Consider the following 22,377-nt stretch of genomic DNA (forward strand, 5'->3'; position numbering starts at 1 on the left):
CGCCCGCCGGCTGCGAGCGGGCAGGGGCCGGCCGGGTCGCTCAGTGACGCGGAGGCGTCATCGGCCGGGTGGGGATCGCATCGAGTGCCGCGAGGGTCTCCGCATCGAGGGCGATGGCGCCCGCGGCCAGGTTCGCCTCGAGGTGCGCGATGGTGGCGGTGCCCGGGATGAGGAGGGTCTGGGGGCTGTGATGCAGGTGCCAGGCCAGGCCGACCTGCGCCGGGGTGCATCCCAGGCGTTCGGAGGCCGCGATCACGGCGGGTTCATCGGTCACCCTGGCCAGGCCGGGGATCGCGCCGCCCAGCGGGAAGTAGGGCACCCAGGCGATCTGCTCCTCAGTGCAGAGCTTGAGCACATCCTCGTCGTCGCGGGCCACGAGGCTGTAGGGGTTCTGCACACACACGATGCCCGCAGGCAGGGCGCGGCGGGTCACCTCCACGGAGACGCTGCTCAGGCCGATGGCGCCGATCTTTCCGGCGTCACGCAGGGCGGTCAGTTCCGCGAGCTGGTCGTCGAGGTCGACCTTCTGCTCGTCGGGGGCGGGGATGGTCATGCCGGCGTCCATGCGGCGCAGGTTGACCACCGGGACCCGCTCCATGCCGAGCGAGGCGAGTTCCGCTTCGATGCTGACCCGCAGTTCCTCCGGCCGCTGCGCCATCCGGAACGGGACCGGTCCTCCGAGGGTGGACATGGCGCCGACCTTGGTGACGACCAGAACGTCGTCCTGCGGGCGCAGCGCCTCGCGGATGAGGCCGTTGACGAAGCCGTTGCCGTAGAAGTGGGCGGTGTCCACGTGGTCCACACCGAGGTCGAACGCGCGACGCAGCAGGGCGATGGCCGCGGGACGATCGTCGTGCAGGCGCTCCAGCTGCATCGCGCCGTAACCGATGCGCGAGACGGTGCGTCCGGCCAGCAGGCCGGCGCCTCCAGGGCGCGAAGCGGAGGACGTGGCGGAGGCTGCTTCGGGGATCATGGTTTCTCGTTCCCGTGAGATGACTGGACCCATACGGAGGGTCCTCCGGTACTGCCCACCGTAGCACTACCGGAGGGCACTCCGTTTTGCCGTCGTCCCATCCGCGGGCCTCGGACGCGCCAGCCTCGCTGCACTGCCGTCGCCTCCGAGTGGGACGAACGACGCGCCGCCATCGTTGACGGGAGGCGGGGAGCGAGAGCACGGCCGACACGATCGCCACCCCCGCCGGGGCTGATCGAACCTGAGACGGCCATGGCGTTGAACGTGTACTCCAGTCCGGGCGGCGGGCCGCCTGTGAGGAATGGGCACCCGCAGCGAAGCGGCGGCTGGCTGGAGACGGATCAGCCGCAGGGCGACACCGTCGACCGCCTCGACAGGACGCTCCTGGTCGCGACCACGAGGGGAACGTCTCTCCACCGGTGTGCCCGGAACTGGCCGCCGGTCCGTCCTGAGAGGTCTGCGAAAGGCCCGGCACGCGGTGTGCGCCGAATTCCCCGTCGATGCGTTCGTTCGCCCACGTTCGGGGCCGCAGGACTGTACAGCCGGCCACGCACAGCTAGAAGACCGCGACGCCTGCTCCGGGTACGTGCTCGGCTCCGGCAGCCACGGGCGACCGATCAGCACCGTCGAGGCGCCCATCGAAGCCATACGTCCGCTTGTGAGCCTGTGACCAGGAACTCCGGACCGTACCAAAGACAGAACATCATTACTTGCCCGCGGGGCAGTGGTGGAAGTCCTGGGCCGAATCCGCCTGAACGCCCTGGCTGCCACGTTCACGGCGACTGACGCCCCATCTTCGCTGACTTCCGCTCATACCCCTTGGTTTCCCACCACTCCTCCAGCAGGCTGCGCACCAAGGACACGAGCATGTGAAGCCGGTCAGGTTCGGGCACGGCCGAAATGAGCACGTCCGCGAAGGACCTGTCCGCCCACGGCACCGTGACCTCCCAATGCTCCTCCTGACAACTCTGAGGGACTGCTACAGGGTTGGGTGACAGCGGGGTTTATGCAGCCAGGGCTGCGGGTGGGGGTCATGATGGTCTCGTACTCCACGGGGGTCAATCGGGCCAGGCGTCTCTGACGCCGGCGTCGGTGGTAGGTGCGCTCGATCCAGGTCACGATCGCGATCCGCAGCTCCTGGCGGGTGGCCCAGGTACGGCGGTCGAGGACGTTCTTCTGCAGCAGCGCGGAGAAGCTCTCCATTGCCGCGTTGTCGCCTGCCGCACCGACCCGGTCCCTCGGCCCGTCAGCGCCTGTCGGTGCTCGCGGCTCGATGCGGGTCCTGCGTGATGTGGCGGGCTGGTGATGGCTGGCGGGGCGTGATGCACGGCTCAGGCACCTGTGCGCCCCGCCCGCTCTCTTCCCGGGGCGGCCGCATGCGAGCACCGTCAAAAGGCATGGAGCATGCCGGTGACGTGTGTGCGGGGCGCGGGGACGGCACGGACTGTCCCAACGGGGAGGACGCCGTCATGGACGGGACGAGGTGTGAGGAGTGCCAGTACCACTGGGACCTCGACCACACCGAGCCAGGCCGCCGTGCGGCCCCGGACGACGGGATGACCCGGCCGACAGGGGAACCGGGTGAGGTCGGGAAGGAAGACGCCGCGTAGGCCCGGTCGGTGCCCATCGCGTCACCGGCTTCCGCCACGCCCACGACATCGGCCCGCATCCCGGCTTCCGTTGTGCTCGGGGCCACTGCCACCGCCCCCGTCACTGTGGACACGGCTCGCTGCCGTCTCTGCTGGGAACGGCCCGCCATGGCCCAGTCGACGCCCCGGAGACGTGTGAGGGTGCGGCGCGCATCATGCCCCCCGGTGGTGCGCGGCATCGAAGGCCTGACGCACCCAGCGGCGGCATACCGACGGCTCCGCACGACCGCGGCGTCCGACGGAGATCGTCCAGTGACCGTCGTCGGCGTCCGCCGTTGCCGCGGCGGCGGGGATCATCTCCCGGGCACCCGTCAACGGCCCGTCCGATCAGCCGCTTGCACGGCGTCCGGTGCTTGAGCGGTGGCGGCCCCACCCCGTTCCAGGACCCCTCCGGTCGGCGCCAGCGGCTCGGTACGGCACCACACCACCTGGGTGGTCACTCGTGGGGCGGGCACAGCCTGCCGAACAGCCAGCCCTTCACCGCGGCATGCCTCAATTGCCGGTCAGCAGCAGTGACTTGCCCACGGTGGTGCGTGCGGCCAGGGAGCGGTGGGCCTCGGCCGCCTGCTCCAGCAAGTAGGTTGCACCGATCACCGGGCGCAGGCGCCCCTGCGCGGCGCGTGCCAGCGCCTGGCCCAGCAGCTCCCGGACCGTCTCCTGGTCCGGTGGGCCGTCCATGAGCGGCGTGAACAGGCGAATGCCCCGGCGGGCGGCCGACTCCCTGTCCGGGGCCGCGAAGCCGTCGGCAGTGCCGTAGGTGACGAACCGGCCACCGTCCGCGAGAGCGTCCACGGCGGCCGTGCCGAGCGCCCCGCCCGCACCGTCGTAGATGAGGGCGGCACCACCGCCTGTCACTTCGCGCACTCGCCCGATCCAGTCCGCGCGCGTGTAGTCGACGGCGACTTCAGCACCCAGTTCGCGAGCCAGGGCCAGTTTGGAAGCACTGGACGCCGCGGCCACCACACGGGCTCCGGCATCCACGGCCAACTGCACCAGAAGCGTGCCCGCCCCGCCGGCCGCCGCCGACACCAGCACCCGCTCCCCCTCCTGCGGCGCGCCCAGCCGGTGCAGACTCAGTGCGGTCACGCCGTCGTGCACCAGGGCAGCCGCCGCCCTGAGCGGCAGTCCGTCGGGGACCGGTATGATCTCCGCCTCATCCGCGAGAACCTGTTCGGCGTAGCCGGTGCCGGTCCGTACGGCTACGCGCCGGCCCACCCACGCTCGGTCCACTCCGGTACCGACCGCGAGCACCCTTCCCGCCCCGCCGCCGCCCGGTACGTACGGCGGTGTCCGTGGGAAGAAGTCCTGGCCCCAGCCGTTCCGCAGCAGCGTGTCCAGGAAAATGACGTCGGCCGCGGTCATGCCGACGACGACCTGACCAGGGCCGGGCAGCGGGTCGGGAAGATCCACCGCGACCAGCACCTCCGGAGATCCGAACGATGCCACCTGGATCGCACGCATGAGCTACACCCTTCCGCTGAGACTGCGTCCGGTGCCCCACTCTTCGACCTCAAGCCTGGTTCAGGTCAAGACAACCCCGGTGAACACCCGGGCCGCACCCCGCGGAAAGGAAGCAACGCCAACCTCACGCCACGGGCATCCACACATGGGGCAAGTACGGCAACGGTGCTTGCCATGACTGCTGACCAGGTCACGGGGCCGGGCCAGCGCCGTCTGTCGTAACTGACGTGACGCCGGCCTGACGTGGTCGTATGCGATGCCCATGCCGGCCAGGGCAGGGTCGGTCAGGCAGGCACGGGCAGCCATGGGCGACGTCATGTGGCGGTGCCGACCGGGAGCGCGGCGGACCTGGTAGTCATCCAGGCCACGCCCCCGCCTCACGCATCACGCTCTGAAGCACTCCTTCGGCGGCTGGACCATGATCTACGCCGACCCCCGCCTCTGCGCGGCCATCGTCGACCGGCTCATCTTCGACGGTCCAGTCATCCGGGCCGGTACCTCGTCATACCGCGTCATACCGTCTGGCTCACACCAAGGCCCTGGCCGAACAGGCCGCCACCATCCGAACCGGGGCCGACGCGGAGGGCCGCACCGGCAGCCGGCCGGAACTCAGGACTGACATGACCGTTCGGGAGTGACCGGAGGTTCATCGCAGCAGGCGACGCACAAGGCGTCCTTGCCGATCCAGGGTCCGAGGTCTCACGCATCCTCGTCTGCGCCCAGTTGATCTCGCCGTCAGCCCGCGGGCTCTTCGACAAAGCGATCGTGCAGAGTGCGGGCTGCGTCGGACCGGACGGCTCGTTCACCCTCGCGCAGGCACGGACCAACGGCCTCGCCGTGGCCCACGCCGCGGGCTGCGACGATCCGCGCACCGCCGGCTCCTGTCTGCGGCGCAGGTCCACCGCCGAACTCATCAAGGCGTCGGACTCCGGACACGACGGCTACCGGCCCCGTGGTGGACGGCAAGGTGCTGCCCGAGGCCCCGTCACCGGCGATCACTGCCGGGCGGTTCGCCCGGGTGCCGGTCCTGCACGGTTCCACTCACGACGAGATGAGCGGGCTGGCCGGGCTCGACGAGATCATGACTGGGAGGCCGTTGACCGCCGAGGGGTACATCAAGAAAGTCACCGAGCAGTTCGGGAAGGACGCTCCCGCGGTCCTGGCCGAGTATCCCCTGGCGGACTACCCCGCGCCCGGGGCGGCGCTGTCGGCCGTGCTGACCGACTCCGAGTGGTCGACCGCGGCGCTCGACACCCAGCGCGCGCTCGCCCGCCACACCCCCGTCTACGCCTACGACTTCGCCGAGACCAACGCCCCGTACTTCACCAGCGTGCCGAGGCCGACGAGCTTCTCGCTCGGCTCCGGTCACATGATCGCCCTGGCCTGCCTCTTCGACAACGACCTGTTCGAGCCGCTCGACGCCGCGCAGGCCGCGCTGTCGGACACGGTGACCGCCTACTGGAGCCGGTTCGCGAGCACAGGGCAGATGAACGGGAAGGGCATGACCACGTGGAAACGGTTCACAGCACGTCACCCGTACGTGCAGCGGCTCGCGTTCGGCCGCATCGGACGGACCGACTTCGCTGCCGAACACCACTACGCCTTCTGGAAGGCACTCGCCCCCTCACAGTGATGTGTCCCCCCTTCCGTTGGGGCATGCCTGACGGGCTGCCGCAGCCGGAGTGGTGACAACCATGCGCATCACCAGTGATCGTGAGATAGCGCCGTGGGTGACTCCCGCGGTCGTCCCGAGACGAGGGTCCCCGGTGAGGGACAGGTCCGCACGGGGTGTCCGCTGCGGCCGGCCCCCTCTGCTGCACATCGCTCACCTCCGCACCCGCCTCCCCCATGGGCTGCCGACCGTCCCCCCACGGCCCGACGATCACGGGGCTGAACGGATACGCCGGGCGTCGGAGGGGGCCGGCGAGGTCCGGGGGTGACGCGGGGGAACGGATCCGGAATCGGCGGCGGTCACGGCGCGCGGGGGCCGTAGATTGTCAGCGCTCGGTGGCATCGACGGAGTCGACGGCAGGGGGAAGGGGAGGCGGTCGATGGTGCGAGGCTGTCCTTCGTTTCCCCGTCTTCTCCTCTGCCAGCCTGCTCGCTTTCCCGCCTTCTCGTCCGGGACGGGAGGCGATGGGACGGGTACGGATACGGGCACGGGTAAAATACCCGGCAGGGTATCAATGGAGGAGTCTGCGTGGAACTGGACATGGCGGCCGACGAGCTGAAGAGCGTGCTCAACCGGCTGCGTCGGGCACAGGGTCAGATCGCGGGGATCATCCGGATGATCGAGGAGGGGCGGGACTGCGAGGACGTGATCACGCAGCTCGCGGCGGTCTCCCGAGCCTTGGACAGGGCCGGTTTCGCGATCATCGCGACGGGGCTTCAGCACTGCATGGCAGAGGACGGACAGGTGAACGGCGACCAGAGCCGGATGCGTGCCCGCCTGGAGAAACTGTTCCTGTCACTGGCCTGAGCACCGCCTCACGTCACCCGGCCTGAGCACCGCCTCACGTCACCCGGCCTGAGCGCCGCCTCGCGTCCCCCGGCCCGAGCCCGCCTGACGTCCCTTGGTCTGGGCACCGCCTCACGTCACCGCGTCGGCGAGCATGAAGCCGGCCACGGCCAGCAGGACCACCGCGAAGACGCGCTGCAGCCGGGGTCCGGAGACCTTCGCGGCGAGGCGTTTGCCGTCCCACGCGCCCAGGACGGCAGCCGCGATGAACGGGCCGATCACCGCCCAGTCGAGGGAGATGGCGGCGCCGGACCGGGTGGCGAGCGAGGCCAGGGAGTTGGCGGTGATGACCAGCAGGCTGGTGCCGACGGCCGCCTGCATGCCGAAGCCCAGGACGGTGACCAGAGCCGGGACGGCGAGGAAGCCGCCACCCACGCCCAGCAGTCCGGTCAGCGCACCCAGTCCCGCTCCCGCGCCGGCCGCCCGGAGAGGTCGTACGGCGTGGTTGCCCGCATCGGCCGGGGTGGTGCCGCGGAACATCTTCGTCGCGGCCAGGGCGGCGACGACCGCGAAGGCGAGGGTGAGGGCGACCTGGGGCAGGCGCCCGGCGGCGGCTCCCGCCAGCGCGGAGGGCAGCAGACCCGCGGCGGCGAACGCCGCTCCGGCCTTCCAGCGCACGTTTCCGGAACGGGCGTGGGCGTACAGGGCGGTCAGGGACGTGACGGTGACGATGACGAGGCTGCCGGTCGTCGCCGCGGCGGGAGTGAAGCCGAGCAGGTAGATCAGGGCGGGGACGGCCAGGACGCTGCCGCCGCCGCCGAGCGCGCCCAGCGCCAGGCCGACCACGGCCCCCGCGACCAGGGCCAGGATCAGGGCGCTCACGCGATCCGGCCGCCCTGTCCGCGGTCGTCGACGACCGGCAGGCCGGCCTGGGCCCAGGCGCTCATGCCTCCGGTGACGTCGACGGCGTCGATACCGCGGGCGGCCAGGAGTTTCGCGGCCTGCTGCGAGCGGTGCCCCGAGCGGCAGATCGCCACCACCGGCCGACCCTGCGCGTCCGGCGGCAGGACGGCACCGGCCGCCAGCCGGGACAGCGGCAGATGGACGGCGCCGGGCGCGTGTCCGGCCCTCCACTCCGGCGTCTCGCGCACGTCGAGCAGGACGGCGGTGCCGTCGTCGGCGCGGGTGCGGGCCTGCTCGGGGGTGAGGCGGCCCGGGCCGCGGCGGAAGAGGAACATGGTGGTGCCCTAGCTGTGACGAACGGATGGGGCGGACGAACGGATGGGGTGGTCAGTGGCGGGCCGTGGTCAGACCCGCCTCGCCGGCGGCGTCGAAGCCGTCGTCGACGGCGACCACCTGCCGTCCGGCCGCGTCGAGCAGGGAGGCGGCGATCGCCGCGCGCATGCCGCTGGCGCAGTGCACCCACACGGTTCCGGACGGCACCTCGGCGAGGCGGCCGTGCACCTCGTGTATCGGGATGTGCACCGAGCCCTCGATGTGTCCGGTGGCCCGTTCGGAGTCCCTCCGTACGTCCAGCACCACCACGTCCTGACCCCGCCGGCGCACGTCTGCCAGGTCGGCGAAGCGGGCGCGGGGGAAGGAGGCGAGCTTCTCGCCCTCACGGACCCAGGCCTCCGGTTCGCCGGTGGCGGCGGCGGCCGGCCGGTCGATGCCGACACGGGCGAGCTCGCGCTGCGCGTCGGCGACCTGCTGGGGGGTGTCGGCGAGCAGGGTGACGGGCTTGCCCCACGGGATCAGCCAGGCCAGGTAGGTGGCGAGCTTGCCGTCCCCCTCGAAGTTGAACGATCCGGCCACGTGCCCCTCGGAGAAGGCCACCCGGCTGCGCAGATCCACCACCCACTCCCCCGCGGCGAGCCGGGCGGCGATCTGACCGGCGTCGGCCGGCTCGGGCGGGGTGAGGTCGATCGGCGCGGGGCCCGCCGCGTTGGCCGGGCCGATGTGCGCGTAATAGGCGGGTACGTCGTCGAGGCCGGCCAGCATCCGCTGGACGAAGGTGTCCACGTCCAGGGTGAGCGCGTCATTGGTGGCGCGCTCCTTGCCGATCGTGGTCGTGTCCCCCTCGGCCTGGATGGACGAGCAGAAGCTGCCGAAGCCGTGGGTGGGCAGCACCGGGACCTCGTCGTCCAGCTCGTCGGCGAGCCGGTGGGCGGAGGCGTGCTGGGCCCTGGCCAGCTCCTCGGTCAGCCGCGGCTCCACCAGGTCCGGCCGGCCCACGGTACCGATGAGCAGGGACCCGCCGGTGAACACCGCTGCCCCCCGCCCGTCCGCCTCCAGGACGTAGGAGGTGTGGTGCGGCGTGTGCCCGGGGGTGGCGATCGCTCGCAGCATCAGTGCCCCGTCGACCGGCACGGTGTCGCCGTCGGCGACCGGGGTGCGGGCGAAGGACACGTCGGCCGCGGCCGGCACCAGGTAAGGAGCGCCGGTCAGCCGGGCGAGTTCCAGTCCGCCCGTGATGTAGTCGTTGTGCACATGGGTCTCCGCCACATAGGCGATGCGCACCCCCCGTTTCGCGGCGGCGGTGATCACCTGGTCGATGTCGCGGGGCGGGTCGACGACCACCGCCGAGCGCGGTCCGCCCGCCAGATGGCTGCGGTTGCCCAGGCCCTCGAACTCCAGGGTGTCGACGAAGAACACGGCGACGGCTCCTCCACGAGAGACTGCGTACGTCGGGGGGTATCCGGTTTCGCCCACCCTAACAACAATACCTAGGGGGGTATCTAACCGGGCCCGCCCGGGCGACCCGTCCGGTAGCGCTTCCACTCCCGCGGGTACCCTGCGGGGTATGGCGGAACCAGGCTTCCGCACCGACGGAGCAGTGCACCACCACTCCCTACGACCGCACCGTCCGACTGGCCGCCGCCGACTTCGGCGCCGCCGTCACCGCAGTCCGCCGAGCCCTGAGCCCTGGAGACCGACCGTTTGATCAGCCTGCTCCCACCGTGCAGTGCCGTCATCCAGCGAGACGGCGAGACCCTGCCGGCCGTCTGATTCGTCCCGGGGACGGAACGTCAGGAGAGGGAGAGGAAGAGTTTCTCCATCTTCTGGGTGTCGAGGCTGTCGGCGCCGCCCTCCTGGCTCAGGCATTCCTTGAGGCCGCTGGCGACGATGGCGAAACCGGCCCGGTCCAGCGCGCGGTTGACGGCGGCGAGCTGGGTGACGACGTCCTCGCAGTCGCGTCCTTCCTCCAGCATGCGTACGACGCCGGCGAGCTGGCCCTGGGCGCGCTTGAGCCGATTGGCGGCCGACCGCACCTGGTCGGCGGGGAGCTGGACCATCGGGTGTTCCTCTCACTGGGCCGGCTGGGCGCCGGCCGCGGTCACTGACGGGGGCCCTGGGCGGCCAGGGAGGCACGGACCTCGTCCATGTCGAGTTCGCGCACCGCGGCGATCAGCTGGTCCAGGGCCCTGGGCGGCAGGGCGCCTGGCTGGGAGAAGACCAGGACGCCTTCACGGAAGGCCATCAGCGTGGGGATCGAGGTGATGTCCGCGGCGGTGGCCAGGGTCTGCTCGGCCTCGGTGTCGACCTTGCCGAAGACGATGTCGGGGTGGGCTTCGGAGGCCTTCTCGTAGACGGGGGCGAACATCCGGCACGGTCCGCACCAGGCGGCCCAGAAGTCGACGAGGACGATGTCATGGCCGGTGACGGTGCTCTCGAAGTCGGCAGCAGTGAGGGCGACGGTACTCATGGAGCGGTTTCCTTCCTTTTGTCACAGTAGCGGCTTTTGATACCCCCCGGGGTAAAGAACGCCGGAGCGTTGCAGGGCATTCCCCGCGGGGCGCCGGCATGCCGCTGCCCCGGCGCGCCGAAGGGCGCGCGCCGGGGCAGGGGTGACCGGGGCAGGGGTCGGCCGGGGCGGGGAGTGCTAGGTGTGGTGCATGACGCGGCGCAGCGGGCAGCGGGCCACGAGGCCGTAGCAGGCGCCCGCGCCGACGCTCAGTGCGGCGATGGCCGCCAGGACGGGGACGGCGATGTGGGCGGGGGTCTGCTGGACCAGGACGAAGGTGCCCATCGCCAGCACGAACCAGGCGAAGAGCCGGGAGAGGAGGCGGGCGGGGACGCGCCCGGCCAGCCGGGCCCCGGCAAGGCTGCCGAGGACCGCGAAGGCGGTGACGGCCCAGGTCAGGGGCCAGTCGATCTGCACGGTCGAGAGGTAGCCGGCGAAGCCCGCGGCGGACTTCATCGCGATGACCAGCAGGGAGGTGCCGATGGCCACCGGCATGGGCAGGCCGCCCAGCAGGGCCAGGGCGGGGACGACGAGGAAGCCGCCGCCGGCGCCGACGAGGCCGGTGGCCAGGCCGACGACCGCGCCGTCCAGCAGGACCCGCCTCACCGGCGTCTTCCGGTGGACCCGGTCGGGGTCGGCGCCTCGGCGGCCCCGGAGCATGGCGGCGGCGGTGACGATCATCATGACCGCGAAGGCGATCAGCAGGACGACGTCGGGGATGTGACCGCCGAGGAGTCCGCCGGTGTAGGCGCCGGCCATGCCGGCCGCTCCGAACAGGACGCCGGTGCGCCAGCGGACCCGTCCGCCGCGGGCATGGTTGATCATGCCCACGGCGGAGGTGACGCCGACGACGAACAAGGAGGTGGCGATGGCCTCCTTGGCGCCCATGTCCGCGACGTAGACCAGCAGCGGCACGGTCAGGATCGACCCGCCTCCCCCGAGCAGCCCCAGGGAGACGCCGACCAGCAGCGCGAGGACAAGGACGAGCGTCAGCGTCATGACGTCACCTGCTGTCGGCGAGCTGTGCGACGGCCTTGCGCGGGTCGAAGGACGGGGTGCGGTTCCACGGCATCCTCGACAGCAGCACGCCCATGGCGCAGGTGTTGCTGATGGCGGCGAAGGCCAGTCCGCCGCCCACGAAGGCGGACAGCGCCTGGAGGCCGGGGACGACGAAACTGCCGAGGGCGCCCACCAGGACCAGGGAACCGGCGACCAGGCGGACCTGGCGTTCCATGTCCCAGCGTTCCTGGCCGTAGTTGGTCGGGGCCCCGGACTTCTCCCAGTCGGTCATGCCGCCCGACAGGACCGCCAGGCCGGGGAGCCCGGCTTCGGCCAGGGCGCGTTCGGCCTGGCCGGCGCGCTGTCCGGAGCGGCACACCAGGACCACTTCGGTGTCCAGGTGCTTCGTCAGCTCATCGCGGTGTTCGCGCAGGACGTTCAGCGGGACGTTGTAGGAGCCGGGGATGTGCGCTCCCTCGAACTCGGCGGGCGAGCGGACGTCGAGCAGCCGGGGCGGGTTGGCCGAGTCGAGCCGGGCGCGCAGTTCGCCGATGGTCAGGCTGCGGGGGGAGGTGGAGGCGGTCACGCGGGGGACTCCTGTCGGTTGTCGGGGGTTGCGGGGCTTGCGGGTGTTGCGGGTGTTGCAGGGATCGCGGAGGGGAGAGCGCACAGGCCCAGGTCGTGGGCGTTGTCGAAACTGTCGTCGACGGCGATGACGTCGCGGCCTCGGGCGTGGAGCAGCGCGGCGACGACGCCGGCACGGTAGCCGCCGGCGCAGTGCACCCAGACGCGGCCCGCGGGGATCTCCTCGAGACGGCCGGGCACCTCGTGGATCGGGATGTGCACGGTGCCCGGGATGTGCGCCTTGTCGCGCTCCTGGTTGCGGCGCACGTCCAGGACGACGAGGTGGTCGTCGCCGGCCAGGGCGTCCTTGAGGTCGCCGAAGGTGGCGCGCTCGTAGGCGGCCAGGGGCTCACCGCCGGTCCAGTCCTCGGGGCCGCCGGTGGCCATGGCGGCCGGGCGGTCGATGCCGATGCGGACCAGTTCGCGCTGGGCCTCGGCCACGTCGGCGGCACTCTCGCCGAGCAGGGTGAGCGGGGTGCCCCAGGGGATCAGCCAGCCCAGGTAGGTGACGAACGGGCCGTCCAGACCGAAGTTGAGGCTGCCGGCCAGGTGCCCGGCGGCGAATGCGGTGCGGTCGCGCAGGTCCACCACCCATTCGCCGGCCTCGATCCTGCGCCGCAGCTCGGCCGGGTCCGCCACGGACGGCGGGGACAGGTCCGGCTTGCCGGGCCCGCCGGAGTTGGCCGCACCCATGTGTGCGTAGTAGGCCGGGTAGGCGTCCAGGCCGGCCAGGAGCTGCTCGACGTAGGCCTCCTCGTCGGCGGTCAGCGCCGTGTTGGTCCGCTTCTCCTCGCCGATGGTGCTGGCCACGCCCGTGGCCTGGGTCGCGGAGCAGAACGAACCGAAGCCGTGGGTGGGGTAGACGGCCGTCTCGTCCGGCAGTTCCTCGGCCAGCCGTCGCGCCGAGCGCCACTGGGCCCGCACCAGGGTGTCGGTGTGGTCCGGCCCCAACAGGTCCGGCCGTCCCGTGGTGCCGTACAGCAGGGAGCCGCCGGTGAACACCGCGACCTGCTCCCCGCCCGCCTCCAGTGCGTAGGACAGGTGGGTGTGGGTGTGGCCCGGGGTGTGGATGACCCGCACCCGCATCGTGTCGCCGACCTCGATCACCTGGCCGTCGCGCACCGGGGTCCGCTCGTAGGAGACCTCGTCGTCGGCGTTCACCAGGTACTGCGCGCCCACGTCGCGGGCCAGGGCCAGGCCGCCGGTGACGTAGTCGTTGTGGATGTGCGTCTCGAACACGTGGGTGATCCGCACGCCGGCTGCGTCGGCCAGCGCGGTGACACGGTCGTAGTCGCGCTGGGGGTCGACCACCAGGGCCACGGAGCCGTCGTGGGCGAGATAGGTGCGGTCCCCCAGACCGGGGGTCTCGACGGGCAGAACGGTGATCATCACTTCTCCTCGGGGGCGGTGGGAGTGCCGGGTACGCCGCCGCCGGTGACCGTGGGGCGGCCGGCGCCGGGCCGGGCAGCGGTGCCGCCGCTGACGTCGTGGACGTCGTGGACGTCGTGGACGTCGTGGACGTCGTGGACGTCGTGGCCCGGGTCGCGCAGCGGGGTGGTCGCCCGGGCGCTGCGTCCGCCGCTCCGGCGGATCACGTGGACCGGCCGGTCCTCGGGCGGTCCGGCGGGGGCGGGCGGGTGGCCGGGAAGCGGTGCCGACCGGGCGCCTGGGACGTGTCGTGCGCGGTGGTCGCCGCTGTCGCGTACGTCGACAACAAGGGAGCCTGCCGCGTGCGCCTCGGCCGACCGCTGCCGGCCGATCTCGGGAACCATGCGGAAAACTCCTGCTCACTTGCCGTCATTCATACCCGGGGGGGTATGTCTGAAGTCAACCGTAACAGGGTCCGCCTTATGCCCCGGGGGGTATCTGAATGTGAGGCGCCTCACGCCTCGGGTCTGCGCGTACGCGCCCCCGGACGGGGAGAGGGGGGCCGTGCGCCGCGCCGCTCAGGGAGGAAGCGACCGGGTGCGCCGCCGGCCGGCCCCCGGTGCTCGCGGTCTCCGTGGCGCGGAGGGGCACCACTGCCGTGACACCCCGGCCGACCTGGGCCGACCCGCGTCGCGCCGACGTGGGGCACCGTTCTGCCCAGGGCGGCCCCCGTCGCCGCTCCCCCGGTCCTGACACGCCTGCCGCGGATCACGGCCGGGGCACGGCACGGCACAGGCCGCGGGCGGTCCACGGACGGCCGGCCTGTCCGGCACAGGGGAACCCGTCCCGGCCCGGGCCCGGCGCGAGTGATGTCTCCACCACCCACGGGGTTATACCCCTGCCCGTATGACCTATGGTGGTTCCCGCATGCGCCATCGCCTCTCGGAGCCCTCACGATGACAGTGCCTTCCCCGCACCACAGAGCGGGTTTCGTGCTGCGCTGCCTTCTGGTGCTGATGGCCGTGGCGATGTCGTCCCTGTGCCTGGCCGGACAGTCCGCGGCGGAATCCGGCCGCACCGCGTCGGCCGCCGTCACGGCCGACGCACGCCCCGCGGCGGAGCCTCTCGTGGGCCCGGCCCCGGCGGAGCGGGACAGCACCGACATCCGGGAAACCGCCACCCTCCACGAGGCGGACGGCCCCGCGTCGTCGGACATCGGGCACTGCGGCAAGGAAGCCGCCCGTGACATCGCGGTCGCCCACGACGACTCCCGTCCGTCCCCGCCGCTGCCGATGCCGGACCGCGAGGACCGCCGGGCGCCGGCCGTGCCGGTGAGCCGGGGCACTGCCGCCGGGTTGCCGGGGGCCGCTGCGCCCGCACCCGACGTCGTACAGCTCTCCGTCCTGAGGATCTAGACCGGCCCGCGCGCCGTGTCCCTTCACTTCCTCAGCGAAACGGAGTTCCTTCCATGTCCTCCACCCGGTCCCTGCGCCGGGCGGGAGCGACGCTGGCCGCCTGGCAGTCCCCTCAGTGGGTCGCCGCCACGGCCGGTGCCGCACTGACCACGGTGCTGGTGGGCGTGCCCACCGCGGTCATCCCCTCGCCCCTGTTCTCCCGTTCCGTCCCCGTCCAGTGGTGGAACTACCCCGTGCTCGCGGCCACCGCGGTGCTCGCCGGCCTGGTGCTCGCCACCTTCGTCCGGCCGCGGCGCGGGACCGGTTCCGACGGCCCGGGTGAGCCGGAGGACCGCCACGATCCGTCCGCGAAGACCGTCGGGCGGCTCGGATCGGCCGGCGGTGTGCTGTCGATGCTGGCGGTGGGCTGCCCCGTCTGCAACAAGCTCGTCCTGGTCCTGCTGGGCACCTCCGGCGCGCTCACCTACTGGGCGCCGCTGCAGCCGCTGGTGGCCGTCCTCTCCCTCGTCCTGCTGGCCGAGGCGGCCCTGCGCAGGCTCTCCACGGCCGACGTGTGCCCCGTGCCCGTCCGCCCCTGAGCCGTCACCGCCCCGCGCACGCTCTTCCTCGTCCTTCCTCACATCCTCGGAGCACCACCATGCCCGGAACTTCCACCGCATCCGCGTCCTCGCGATCCGGACGGCCGCGCGTCGGCCGCGCCCGGCGGGTCGTCGCCGTGATCGTGCTGACCGCCGCCGTCGTGACCGCCGTCCTCGCCCTGACCCTCGGCCGCGACACCGGCGGGGGCGGCTCGGCCTCGCCCGCCACGGTCGCCACCCCCGAAGAGCAGGAGCCGGCGAACCCGGAACTGCTCGCCCTGGCCCGCAGGGACGCCGACGACCCGCTCGCCATCGGCAGCCCCGACGCGCCGGTCGTGCTGATCGAGTATTCCGACTTCCAGTGCCCCTTCTGCGGCCGGTTCGCCCGCGAGACCAAGCCGGATCTGATCCGCGACTACGTCGACAAGGGCGTCCTGCGCATGGAGTGGCGCAACTTCCCCGTCTTCGGCGCCGAGTCCAAGGAGGCCGCGCGAGCCGGCTGGGCGGCCGGACAGCAGGACCGCTTCTGGCAGTTCCACGACGAGGCCTACGCCGAGCCGCGCCGCCGCAACGCGGGCGACTTCAGCAAGGAGAAGCTCCTCGCCATGGCCCGGACGGCCGGTGTCAAGGACCTCGCACGGTTCGAGAAGGACATGGCCTCCGACGCCGCCCAGCAGGCCGTCACCTGGGACAGCGAGGAGGGCTACGGCATCGGCGTCACCAGCACCCCCGCGTTCCTGATCAACGGCCGGCCGGTCCTCGGCGCCCAGCCCACGGACGTCTTCACCGACATCATCGACGAGGCCGCCGAACAGGCACGGAAGCAGGAAGACGGCGATGAGTGACCCCGGGGTGCTGGTCGCCTTCCTCGGCGGCCTGCTGGCTCTCCTCAGCCCCTGTTCGGCCCTGCTGCTGCCGGCCTTCTTCGCCTACTCCTTCACCAGCCGCACCCGGCTCCTGGGCCGCACGGCCCTGTTCTACGCCGGGCTCTGCCTCACCCTGGTGCCGCTGGGGGTGGCCGGCTCCTTCGCCGGGCGGCTGTTCTACGGACACCGCGACACCCTGATCACGGCCGGGGGCTGGCTGGTCATCGCACTCGGCGTGGCCCAGGTGCTGGGCCGTGGATTCGGCTCGCGCCGCCTGCAGCAGGCGGCCGGACGACGCCGGTCGGGGTCGGCGGCCTCCGTGCTGGCGCTGGGCTCGGTCTACGGCCTGGCGGGCTTCTGCGCGGGCCCCATCCTCGGCTCCGTCCTCACCGTCGCCGCCATGGGCGGCAACCCGTGGCGGGGCGGCGCGCTGCTCGCCGTCTACGCCCTGGGCATGGCGGTACCGATGTTCTTCCTGGCCGCCCTGTGGGACCGTTACGACCTCGGGCGCCGGCCGTGGCTGCGCGGCCGGGTGATCCACCTCGGGAAGATTCCGCTGCACACCACCTCCCTGGCCGGCGGGACGATGTTCATCCTGCTCGGTGCCCTGTTCCTGGTCTTCGACGGCACCTCCGCCCTGCCGTCCCTCATGGGGGTGGACCAGGAGTTCGCCTGGGAGGAACGGCTGTCCCGGTGGGCGGGCGCGGTCCCCGACCACGTCCTGCTGCTCGGCCTGTCCGCGGTCGTGGCCGCCGCAGCCCTCGCCGTGCTGCTGCGGAGCGGTTCCGGACGGAAGGAGGAACGACACCCTCCGGCGGAGCGCGTCGGCGCGGACGGCACCGCGCGGGAGCCTCACTGATCCCCTGCGGGTCCCGGGAGGGGCCTGAGGTTCCGTACCTTCCCGGGGCCTCGGGTCCCTCCTACGGGTCCGGCACCCTCGGGCATCGCCCCGCCGTCGCCCGGGGAGCACCGTGAAGGAGGCGCCGCAGCAGGCCGCGCCCGCGAGCCCGGGCTTCCCGGAAGTCAGTCCCGGCGGATGGCGCGCACCACCGTGTCGAGGGCCACGGCGTCCTCGACCGGGCGGCGGGCCACCTCGGCGACGACGATGTCGGCGCACCGTCGCCACGCCTCACCGACCTGCTCGACGCTGGACAGCACCCGCACGTCCTGCGGGCCGCCGGTGCCGTGCTCGAGGTTGCTGACGTCGTGGCCGACCAACAGCAGCGTGCCGCCGGGCCGGGCGGCACGGCAGGCGCGTTCCAGGACCGCCTGCATCTCCGGTGCGGGCAGGTGCAGGTAGGAGATCAGCACCAGGTCGTAGGCGCCTTCTTCCGGGTCGTACCGGGTGACGTCGGCGACCGTGGCACGCACGGTCTCCCGGTAGTGGCCGGCCGTGGTTTCGATCCTGCGCACCGCGACCGGTGAGAAGTCGATCGCGTCCACCCGCCAGCCCTGGCTCGCCAGCCACACGGCGTTGCGCCCCTCCCCCGCCGCCAGGTCCAGGGCCCGCCCGGGGCGCAGACCGCCCGCCTCCCGTGCCACCCAGCGGTTCGGCTCGGCCGACCAGACGCGTTCGTCGCTCCGGTAGCGCTCGTCCCAGGCGTTCGCATCCATACGTCCTCCCCCGTCTCCTCCTCGACTCGGTCCGTACTGTCCTCGGTACCCACGGGATGCCCCGGGACGCCGATGCCCGTGAGCGTGATGTGCCACGCCGAGTCCGGTGTGACGGTACGGGCGCGAGTCCGGCCCGCCGCGCTCCGGGAGCAGGGCGTACCACCCGCCGTGAACCGCCCCCGCCGGCTCTGCCGCCGGGGCCCGCGGATCTTCAGAGCCGGTCCACCGCCGGCGGGGCGCCCTCGGCCTCCGCGGACGGTGTCCCGAGCGCGCCGGTGGCCGGGACGGTGGGATTCAGGACGATCTTGATGGCACCGTCCTGCTTCTTCTGGAAGGCCGCGTACGCCTCGGGCCCCTCTTCCAGGGAGAGCCTGTGGGTGCGCAGGTCCAGCACGCCGAGCGGGTCGGCGGGGTCGCTCACCAGGGGCATGAGGTCGTCGGTCCAGCGTCGTATGTTGGCCTGCCCCATGCGCACGGTGATCTGCTTGTCGAACAGTTCCAGCATCGGCAAGGGGTCGACGACGCCACCGTAGATGCCGGCCAAGGAGAGGGTCCCGCCACGGCGGACGGTGGAGACGGCCAGGTACAGAGCGCCGAGGCGGTCCACGCCGAATTTCTTGATCATCGGACGGGCCAGGGCGTCGGGCAGCAGGCCGACGCCCTTCTGGACGGCCTCAGCGGCCTTCGACCCGAGCGAGCCGTGGGCCTCCATCCCGACGGCGTCGATGACGCCGTCCGGGCCCCGGCCGCCGGTGAGGTCGCGGACCGCCGCCGGCAGGTCGTCGGTGTCGCGCAGGTCGAGGGTGGTGATGCCGTGGCGACGGGCCATCGCCAGCCGTTCGGGCACCAGGTCGACCGCGATGACCTGGTCCGCGCCCCGGTGGCGGGCGACGCGGGCGGACATCTGTCCGATCGGGCCCAGTCCCAGGACGACGACGGAGCCGCCGGCGGGGATGTCGGCGTACTGCACCGCCTGCCATGCGGTGGGCACGACGTCGGAGAGGTACAGGTACCGCTCGTCCGGTTCGCCGTCGTCGGGGACCGGGATGGCACCGTAGTGTGCCTGCGGCACACGGAGGTATTCCGCCTGGCCGCCGGGGACGTCGCCGTAGAGCTTGCCGAAACCGAGCAGCGAGGCCCCCGTGTCCTGCTCCCTCACCTGTGTGGTCTCGCACTGGCTCTGCAGTCCGTGGGCGCACATCCAGCAGCTGCCGCAGGAGACGTTGAACGGGATGACGACCCGGTCACCGGGTTTGATGCGGGTGACCTCGGGGCCGACCTCCTGGACGATGCCCATCGGCTCGTGGCCGAGAACGTAGCCGGGGTCGACGAACGCCCCCAGCGGACTGTAGAGGTGCAGGTCGGAGCCGCAGACGGCGGTGGAGGTGACCTTGATGACGGCGTCGGTCGGCTCGGTGATCCCGGGGTCGGGGACGTCCTCGACGCTGACCTTCTCCTTGCCCTGCCAGGTCAGTGCACGCACTGCGTCTCCCTTCGTCGGGGGCGCCGCCGACCGTGCGGGAGCCGGAGGGTGCGGCACCGTCTGAGGTTCAACGGGACTGGCCCTCGTCGCTGCCCCTCGTCCTCGCCCGGGGGCTGCGTGGTGCGCTCCTGCTCGGGACTGTGAGGTCGGGGCCGTGAGGCGGGGTGCGACCTTTCGTGGAGAGCACGGACCGGGGCCGGAGTCCGCATCGAGAGGCATCCGGAGGGGCTCGGGCCGGGTTCCCCCTCACGTCTGCACCATGTCGACGGGGCCGGCACTGTCGCATCCCGGTGAGTCCGGACGGCCTCCCGGTAACGATCACCAAAGGCCGGATCGGGCCGGGCCGGACCGGACCGATCCGCTCCGCCCGCGTCCGTCCAGGTGCGGCCGCACGCCGCGGTACTGCTCTTGGCCGCCCGGGGGACGATCCGGAAGCCCCGGCGGACGGCGCGGCGGGCGAGGCGGCGAGGCGGCGGTGGTTCTGCCGGGCGGGTACCGTGACGTTCAAGGTGGTTCCCTTCTCCGCACCGGTGGCCGCCCGGCCGCCCGACCGCCGCCTCCACGGGGCCTCCGTTTCCGCCGACCGTCGATTGGCCTGCCGAGATGTCCGACGACCCCCTTGACGGCTTCGTCCGCGTCCGGGGCGCCGGTGAGCACAACCTGCGCAACGTCGACGTCGACATCCCCCGGGACGCGATGGTCGCCTTCACCGGCGTCTCCGGTTCGGGGAAGTCCTCGCTCGCGTTCGGCACCCTCTACGCCGAGGCGCAGCGCCGCTACTTCGAGTCGGTCGCGCCCTACGCCCGCCGGCTGCTGCATCAGGTGGGCGCGCCGCACGTGCGGGAGGTCACCGGGCTGCCGCCGGCCGTGGCCCTGCAACAACGCCGCGGGGCCGCGAGTTCACGGTCGACGGTGGGCACCCTCACCACACTGTCCAACCTGCTGCGGATGCTCTACTCACGGGCGGGCACCTACCCCCGGGGAGCTGAGCGGCTGGAGGCCGAGGCGTTCTCGCCGAACACCGTGGCGGGTGCCTGCCCCCGGTGCCACGGGCTGGGCGTGGTCCACGACGTCGCCGAGGAACTGCTGGTGCCGGACCCGTCGCTGAGCATCCGCGACGGCGCGATCGCCGCGTGGCCGGGGGCCTGGCAGGGCGCCAACCTGCGCAGCGTCGTGAGGGCTCTGGGCATCGACGTCGACGCACCGTGGCATGAGCTCAGCAAGGAGGACCGGGAGTGGCTGCTGTACACCGACGAGCAGCCGTCCGTCCTGATCCCGCCCGAACCCGGCCGCATCGACCACAGCTACCACGGGAAGTTCTGGAGCGCCCGCAAGCACATCATGCACGTGCTCGCCGACTCCAAGAGCCAGCGGATGCGCGACCGGGCGATGCGCTTCGTCCGGAGCGTGCCCTGCCCCGAGTGCCGCGGCAGCCGCATCCGGCCGGAGGCGCTCGCGGTCACCTTCGCCGGTCACTCGATCGCCGAGGTCAACGCCATGCCGCTGGCCGAGGTCGTGAAGCTGCTGCGGCCGGTGGCGGCCCTGCCCGAGGCGGCCGCCGCGACGCCCACCGCGGGGTCCGGGGAGTCGACCGAGGTGGCGGTGCGCATCTGCGGCGACCTGGTCGCCCGGATCGACGTGCTGCTCCGTCTCGGCCTGGGCTACCTCGGCCTCGGACGGCGCTCGACGACCCTGTCGCCGGGCGAGGCCCAACGCCTGCGGATCGCCACGCAGCTCCGTTCGGGGCTGTTCGGTGTGGTCTATGTGCTCGACGAGCCGTCCGCGGGCCTGCACCCGGCGGACGCGGAGCCACTGCTGGACGTGCTCGACCAGCTCAGGGCGTCGGGCAACTCGCTGTTCGTCGTCGAGCACGATCTCGATGTCGTGCGCCGGGCCGACTGGGTGGTCGACATCGGCCCCGGCGCGGGCGCGGGCGGCGGTCGGGTGCTCTACAGCGGCCCGGTCGCCGGTCTGGAGGACGTGGCGGAGTCGGCCACCGGCCGGCACCTCTTCGGGCGCGCCCGGCCGTTCGGGCACCGCACCCGGTCCCCGCAGGGCTGGCTGCACCTGACCGGTGTGACCCGCCACAACCTGCGCGACCTGTCCGTCGACGTGCCGCTCCGGGTGCTGACGGCGGTGACCGGTGTCTCCGGTTCCGGCAAGTCGACCCTCGTCACGCAGGTGCTCGCCGAAGTCGTGGGACGTCATCTCGGCCAGACGCCGGAGGAGCAGGACGACGACGCCACAGCCCGGGTCGACTTCCGGGATGCCGCCGGGCTCGAGTCCTTCGACCGTCTGGTCCTGGTCGACCAGCGGCCCATCGGCCGCACCCCCCGGTCCAACCTCGCGACCTACACCGGCATGTTCGACGCGGTGCGCAGGCTCTACGCGTCGACCGACGAGGCCCGGGCGCGCGGCTACACCGCCGGCAGGTTTTCCTTCAACGTGGCGGAGGGCCGGTGCGAGACCTGCCAGGGAGAGGGATTCGTCGCGGTCGAGCTGCTGTTCCTGCCCGGCACCTACGCGCCCTGCCCCACCTGCCACGGTGCGCGCTACAACGCCGAGACGCTCGAGGTGACCCACCGCGGCAGGAACATCGCGGAGGTGCTGGCGATGTCGGTGGACGAGGCCGCGACGTTCCTCGCCGACGCCCCGGCCGCCTCGCGCAGTCTCGAAACGCTCCGGGACGTCGGGCTGGGGTATCTGCGGCTGGGCCAGCCGGCGACCGAGCTCAGCGGTGGCGAGGCCCAGCGCATCAAGCTCGCCACCGAACTGCAGCGAGCCCGCCGGGGCCACACCCTCTACCTGCTCGACGAGCCCACGGAGGGGCTGCACCCCGCCGACGTCCAGCTCCTGCTGCGGCATCTGCACCGGCTGGTCGACATCGGCAACACCGTCGTCCTGGTCGAGCACGACCTCGCCACCGTCGCCTCCACCGACTGGGTCATCGACCTGGGCCCCGGCGGCGGTGACGCGGGCGGCCGCGTGGTCGCCACCGGCACCCCGGCCGAGGTCGCCGGGAACCCGGCCAGCGTCACCGCCCCCTACCTGGCCCGGCAGCTCGAGCGCACCTGACAGGGCGGGGCGGGGCCTGTCCCCGGCAGAGCTGTTCGCTCGCGCCGACTTCGAGCAGGCAGGTGCGGA

Annotated in this window: 19 protein-coding genes and 2 pseudogenes; 7 read left to right on the forward strand and 14 right to left on the reverse strand. The window is 72.4% G+C overall.

What is annotated here, in order from left to right; all coding sequences use genetic code 11:
• Positions 1 to 40 precede the first annotated feature (40 nt).
• The 3 genes and pseudogenes from ACSU53_RS00120 to ACSU53_RS00130 form a co-directional block, all read right to left on the reverse strand.
• Positions 41 to 973 (reverse strand): aldo/keto reductase, encoded by a 933-nt coding sequence (locus ACSU53_RS00120; RefSeq protein WP_437023988.1) that lies wholly within the window; start codon positions 971 to 973, stop codon positions 41 to 43.
• A 1,032-nt stretch (positions 974 to 2,005) separates the two neighbouring features.
• Positions 2,006 to 2,227 (reverse strand): annotated as a pseudogene (locus tag ACSU53_RS00125) (IS3 family transposase); the annotation flags it as partial.
• 887 nt (positions 2,228 to 3,114) lie between these two features.
• A complete protein-coding gene (locus ACSU53_RS00130; protein ID WP_437023990.1) occupies positions 3,115 to 4,083 on the reverse strand; it encodes a zinc-binding dehydrogenase in 969 nt (322 codons plus the stop codon).
• Between the two features lie 765 nt (positions 4,084 to 4,848).
• Here ACSU53_RS00130 and ACSU53_RS00135 point away from each other — a divergent pair.
• Both ACSU53_RS00135 and ACSU53_RS00140 read left to right on the forward strand, forming a co-directional pair.
• Positions 4,849 to 5,716: pseudogene (locus ACSU53_RS00135) on the forward strand (carboxylesterase family protein).
• 567 nt (positions 5,717 to 6,283) lie between these two features.
• The gene (locus ACSU53_RS00140; protein WP_437023992.1) at positions 6,284 to 6,562 is read left to right on the forward strand and encodes a metal-sensitive transcriptional regulator; all 279 of its coding nucleotides are present in this window, start codon (positions 6,284 to 6,286) and stop codon (positions 6,560 to 6,562) included.
• Positions 6,563 to 6,673: 111 nt separating this feature from the next.
• On the opposite strand, the gene ACSU53_RS00145 is transcribed toward ACSU53_RS00140, so the two are convergent.
• The 9 genes from ACSU53_RS00145 to ACSU53_RS00185 form a co-directional block, all read right to left on the reverse strand.
• Entirely contained in the window at positions 6,674 to 7,423 is a 750-nt protein-coding gene (locus ACSU53_RS00145; RefSeq protein ID WP_437023994.1) for a sulfite exporter TauE/SafE family protein, read from the reverse strand.
• Positions 7,420 to 7,779 (reverse strand): rhodanese-like domain-containing protein, encoded by a 360-nt coding sequence (locus tag ACSU53_RS00150; protein ID WP_437023995.1) that lies wholly within the window; start codon positions 7,777 to 7,779, stop codon positions 7,420 to 7,422. Before ACSU53_RS00150 ends, ACSU53_RS00145 begins: the two co-directional genes overlap by 4 nt.
• A gap of 52 nt (positions 7,780 to 7,831) precedes the next feature.
• Positions 7,832 to 9,196 carry a rhodanese-like domain-containing protein gene (locus ACSU53_RS00155; RefSeq protein WP_437023997.1) on the reverse strand — a complete coding sequence of 455 codons (1,365 nt, stop codon included), beginning with the start codon at positions 9,194 to 9,196 and terminating at the stop codon, positions 7,832 to 7,834.
• Between the two features lie 374 nt (positions 9,197 to 9,570).
• Entirely contained in the window at positions 9,571 to 9,837 is a 267-nt protein-coding gene (locus ACSU53_RS00160; protein ID WP_437023999.1) for a metal-sensitive transcriptional regulator, read from the reverse strand.
• A 41-nt stretch (positions 9,838 to 9,878) separates the two neighbouring features.
• A complete protein-coding gene (trxA, locus tag ACSU53_RS00165) occupies positions 9,879 to 10,247 on the reverse strand; it encodes a thioredoxin (RefSeq protein WP_437024000.1) in 369 nt (122 codons plus the stop codon).
• A 177-nt stretch (positions 10,248 to 10,424) separates the two neighbouring features.
• Entirely contained in the window at positions 10,425 to 11,285 is an 861-nt protein-coding gene (locus ACSU53_RS00170; protein WP_437024002.1) for a sulfite exporter TauE/SafE family protein, read from the reverse strand.
• Positions 11,286 to 11,289: 4 nt separating this feature from the next.
• The gene (locus tag ACSU53_RS00175) at positions 11,290 to 11,871 is read right to left on the reverse strand and encodes a rhodanese-like domain-containing protein (protein WP_437024005.1); all 582 of its coding nucleotides are present in this window, start codon (positions 11,869 to 11,871) and stop codon (positions 11,290 to 11,292) included.
• Positions 11,868 to 13,298, reverse strand: coding sequence for an MBL fold metallo-hydrolase (locus ACSU53_RS00180; protein WP_437024006.1), 1,431 nt, complete (start codon positions 13,296 to 13,298; stop codon positions 11,868 to 11,870). The genes ACSU53_RS00175 and ACSU53_RS00180 overlap by 4 nt, the downstream gene beginning before the upstream one ends.
• Positions 13,298 to 13,681 carry a rhodanese-like domain-containing protein gene (locus ACSU53_RS00185; RefSeq protein WP_437024007.1) on the reverse strand — a complete coding sequence of 128 codons (384 nt, stop codon included), beginning with the start codon at positions 13,679 to 13,681 and terminating at the stop codon, positions 13,298 to 13,300. Before ACSU53_RS00185 ends, ACSU53_RS00180 begins: the two co-directional genes overlap by 1 nt.
• Before the next feature lie 552 nt (positions 13,682 to 14,233).
• On the opposite strand from ACSU53_RS00185, the gene ACSU53_RS00190 reads away from it, so the two are divergent.
• Genes ACSU53_RS00190 through ACSU53_RS00205 form a run of 4 tightly spaced genes read left to right on the forward strand, consistent with a single transcriptional unit; the run spans position 14,234 to position 16,995 of the window.
• Entirely contained in the window at positions 14,234 to 14,692 is a 459-nt protein-coding gene (locus tag ACSU53_RS00190) for a hypothetical protein (RefSeq protein WP_437024009.1), read from the forward strand.
• Positions 14,693 to 14,745: 53 nt separating this feature from the next.
• Positions 14,746 to 15,270, forward strand: a complete 525-nt coding sequence (locus tag ACSU53_RS00195; RefSeq protein ID WP_437024011.1) for a hypothetical protein — start codon at positions 14,746 to 14,748, stop codon at positions 15,268 to 15,270.
• Positions 15,271 to 15,329: 59 nt separating this feature from the next.
• Positions 15,330 to 16,115, forward strand: coding sequence for a DsbA family protein (locus ACSU53_RS00200; RefSeq protein ID WP_437024013.1), 786 nt, complete (start codon positions 15,330 to 15,332; stop codon positions 16,113 to 16,115).
• Positions 16,108 to 16,995 (forward strand): cytochrome c biogenesis CcdA family protein, encoded by an 888-nt coding sequence (locus tag ACSU53_RS00205; protein ID WP_437024015.1) that lies wholly within the window; start codon positions 16,108 to 16,110, stop codon positions 16,993 to 16,995. The genes ACSU53_RS00200 and ACSU53_RS00205 overlap by 8 nt, the downstream gene beginning before the upstream one ends.
• Positions 16,996 to 17,159: 164 nt before the next feature.
• Here the strand turns inward: ACSU53_RS00205 and ACSU53_RS00210 are convergent, their stop codons facing one another.
• Both ACSU53_RS00210 and ACSU53_RS00215 read right to left on the reverse strand, forming a co-directional pair.
• Entirely contained in the window at positions 17,160 to 17,750 is a 591-nt protein-coding gene (locus tag ACSU53_RS00210) for a methyltransferase domain-containing protein (RefSeq protein WP_437024017.1), read from the reverse strand.
• Between the two features lie 211 nt (positions 17,751 to 17,961).
• On the reverse strand, positions 17,962 to 19,233 hold the full coding sequence (locus ACSU53_RS00215) for an alcohol dehydrogenase catalytic domain-containing protein (protein ID WP_437024019.1): 1,272 nt from the start codon (positions 19,231 to 19,233) through the stop codon (positions 17,962 to 17,964).
• Between the two features lie 603 nt (positions 19,234 to 19,836).
• Here ACSU53_RS00215 and uvrA point away from each other — a divergent pair.
• Complete coding sequence (gene uvrA, locus ACSU53_RS00220) at positions 19,837 to 22,308, forward strand: excinuclease ABC subunit UvrA (RefSeq protein WP_437024021.1); 2,472 nt, start codon at positions 19,837 to 19,839, stop codon at positions 22,306 to 22,308.
• Positions 22,309 to 22,377 lie beyond the last annotated feature (69 nt).

It is taken from the genome of Streptomyces sp. enrichment culture (genome assembly GCF_964273255.1).
GTDB lineage: Bacteria > Actinomycetota > Actinomycetes > Streptomycetales > Streptomycetaceae > Streptomyces.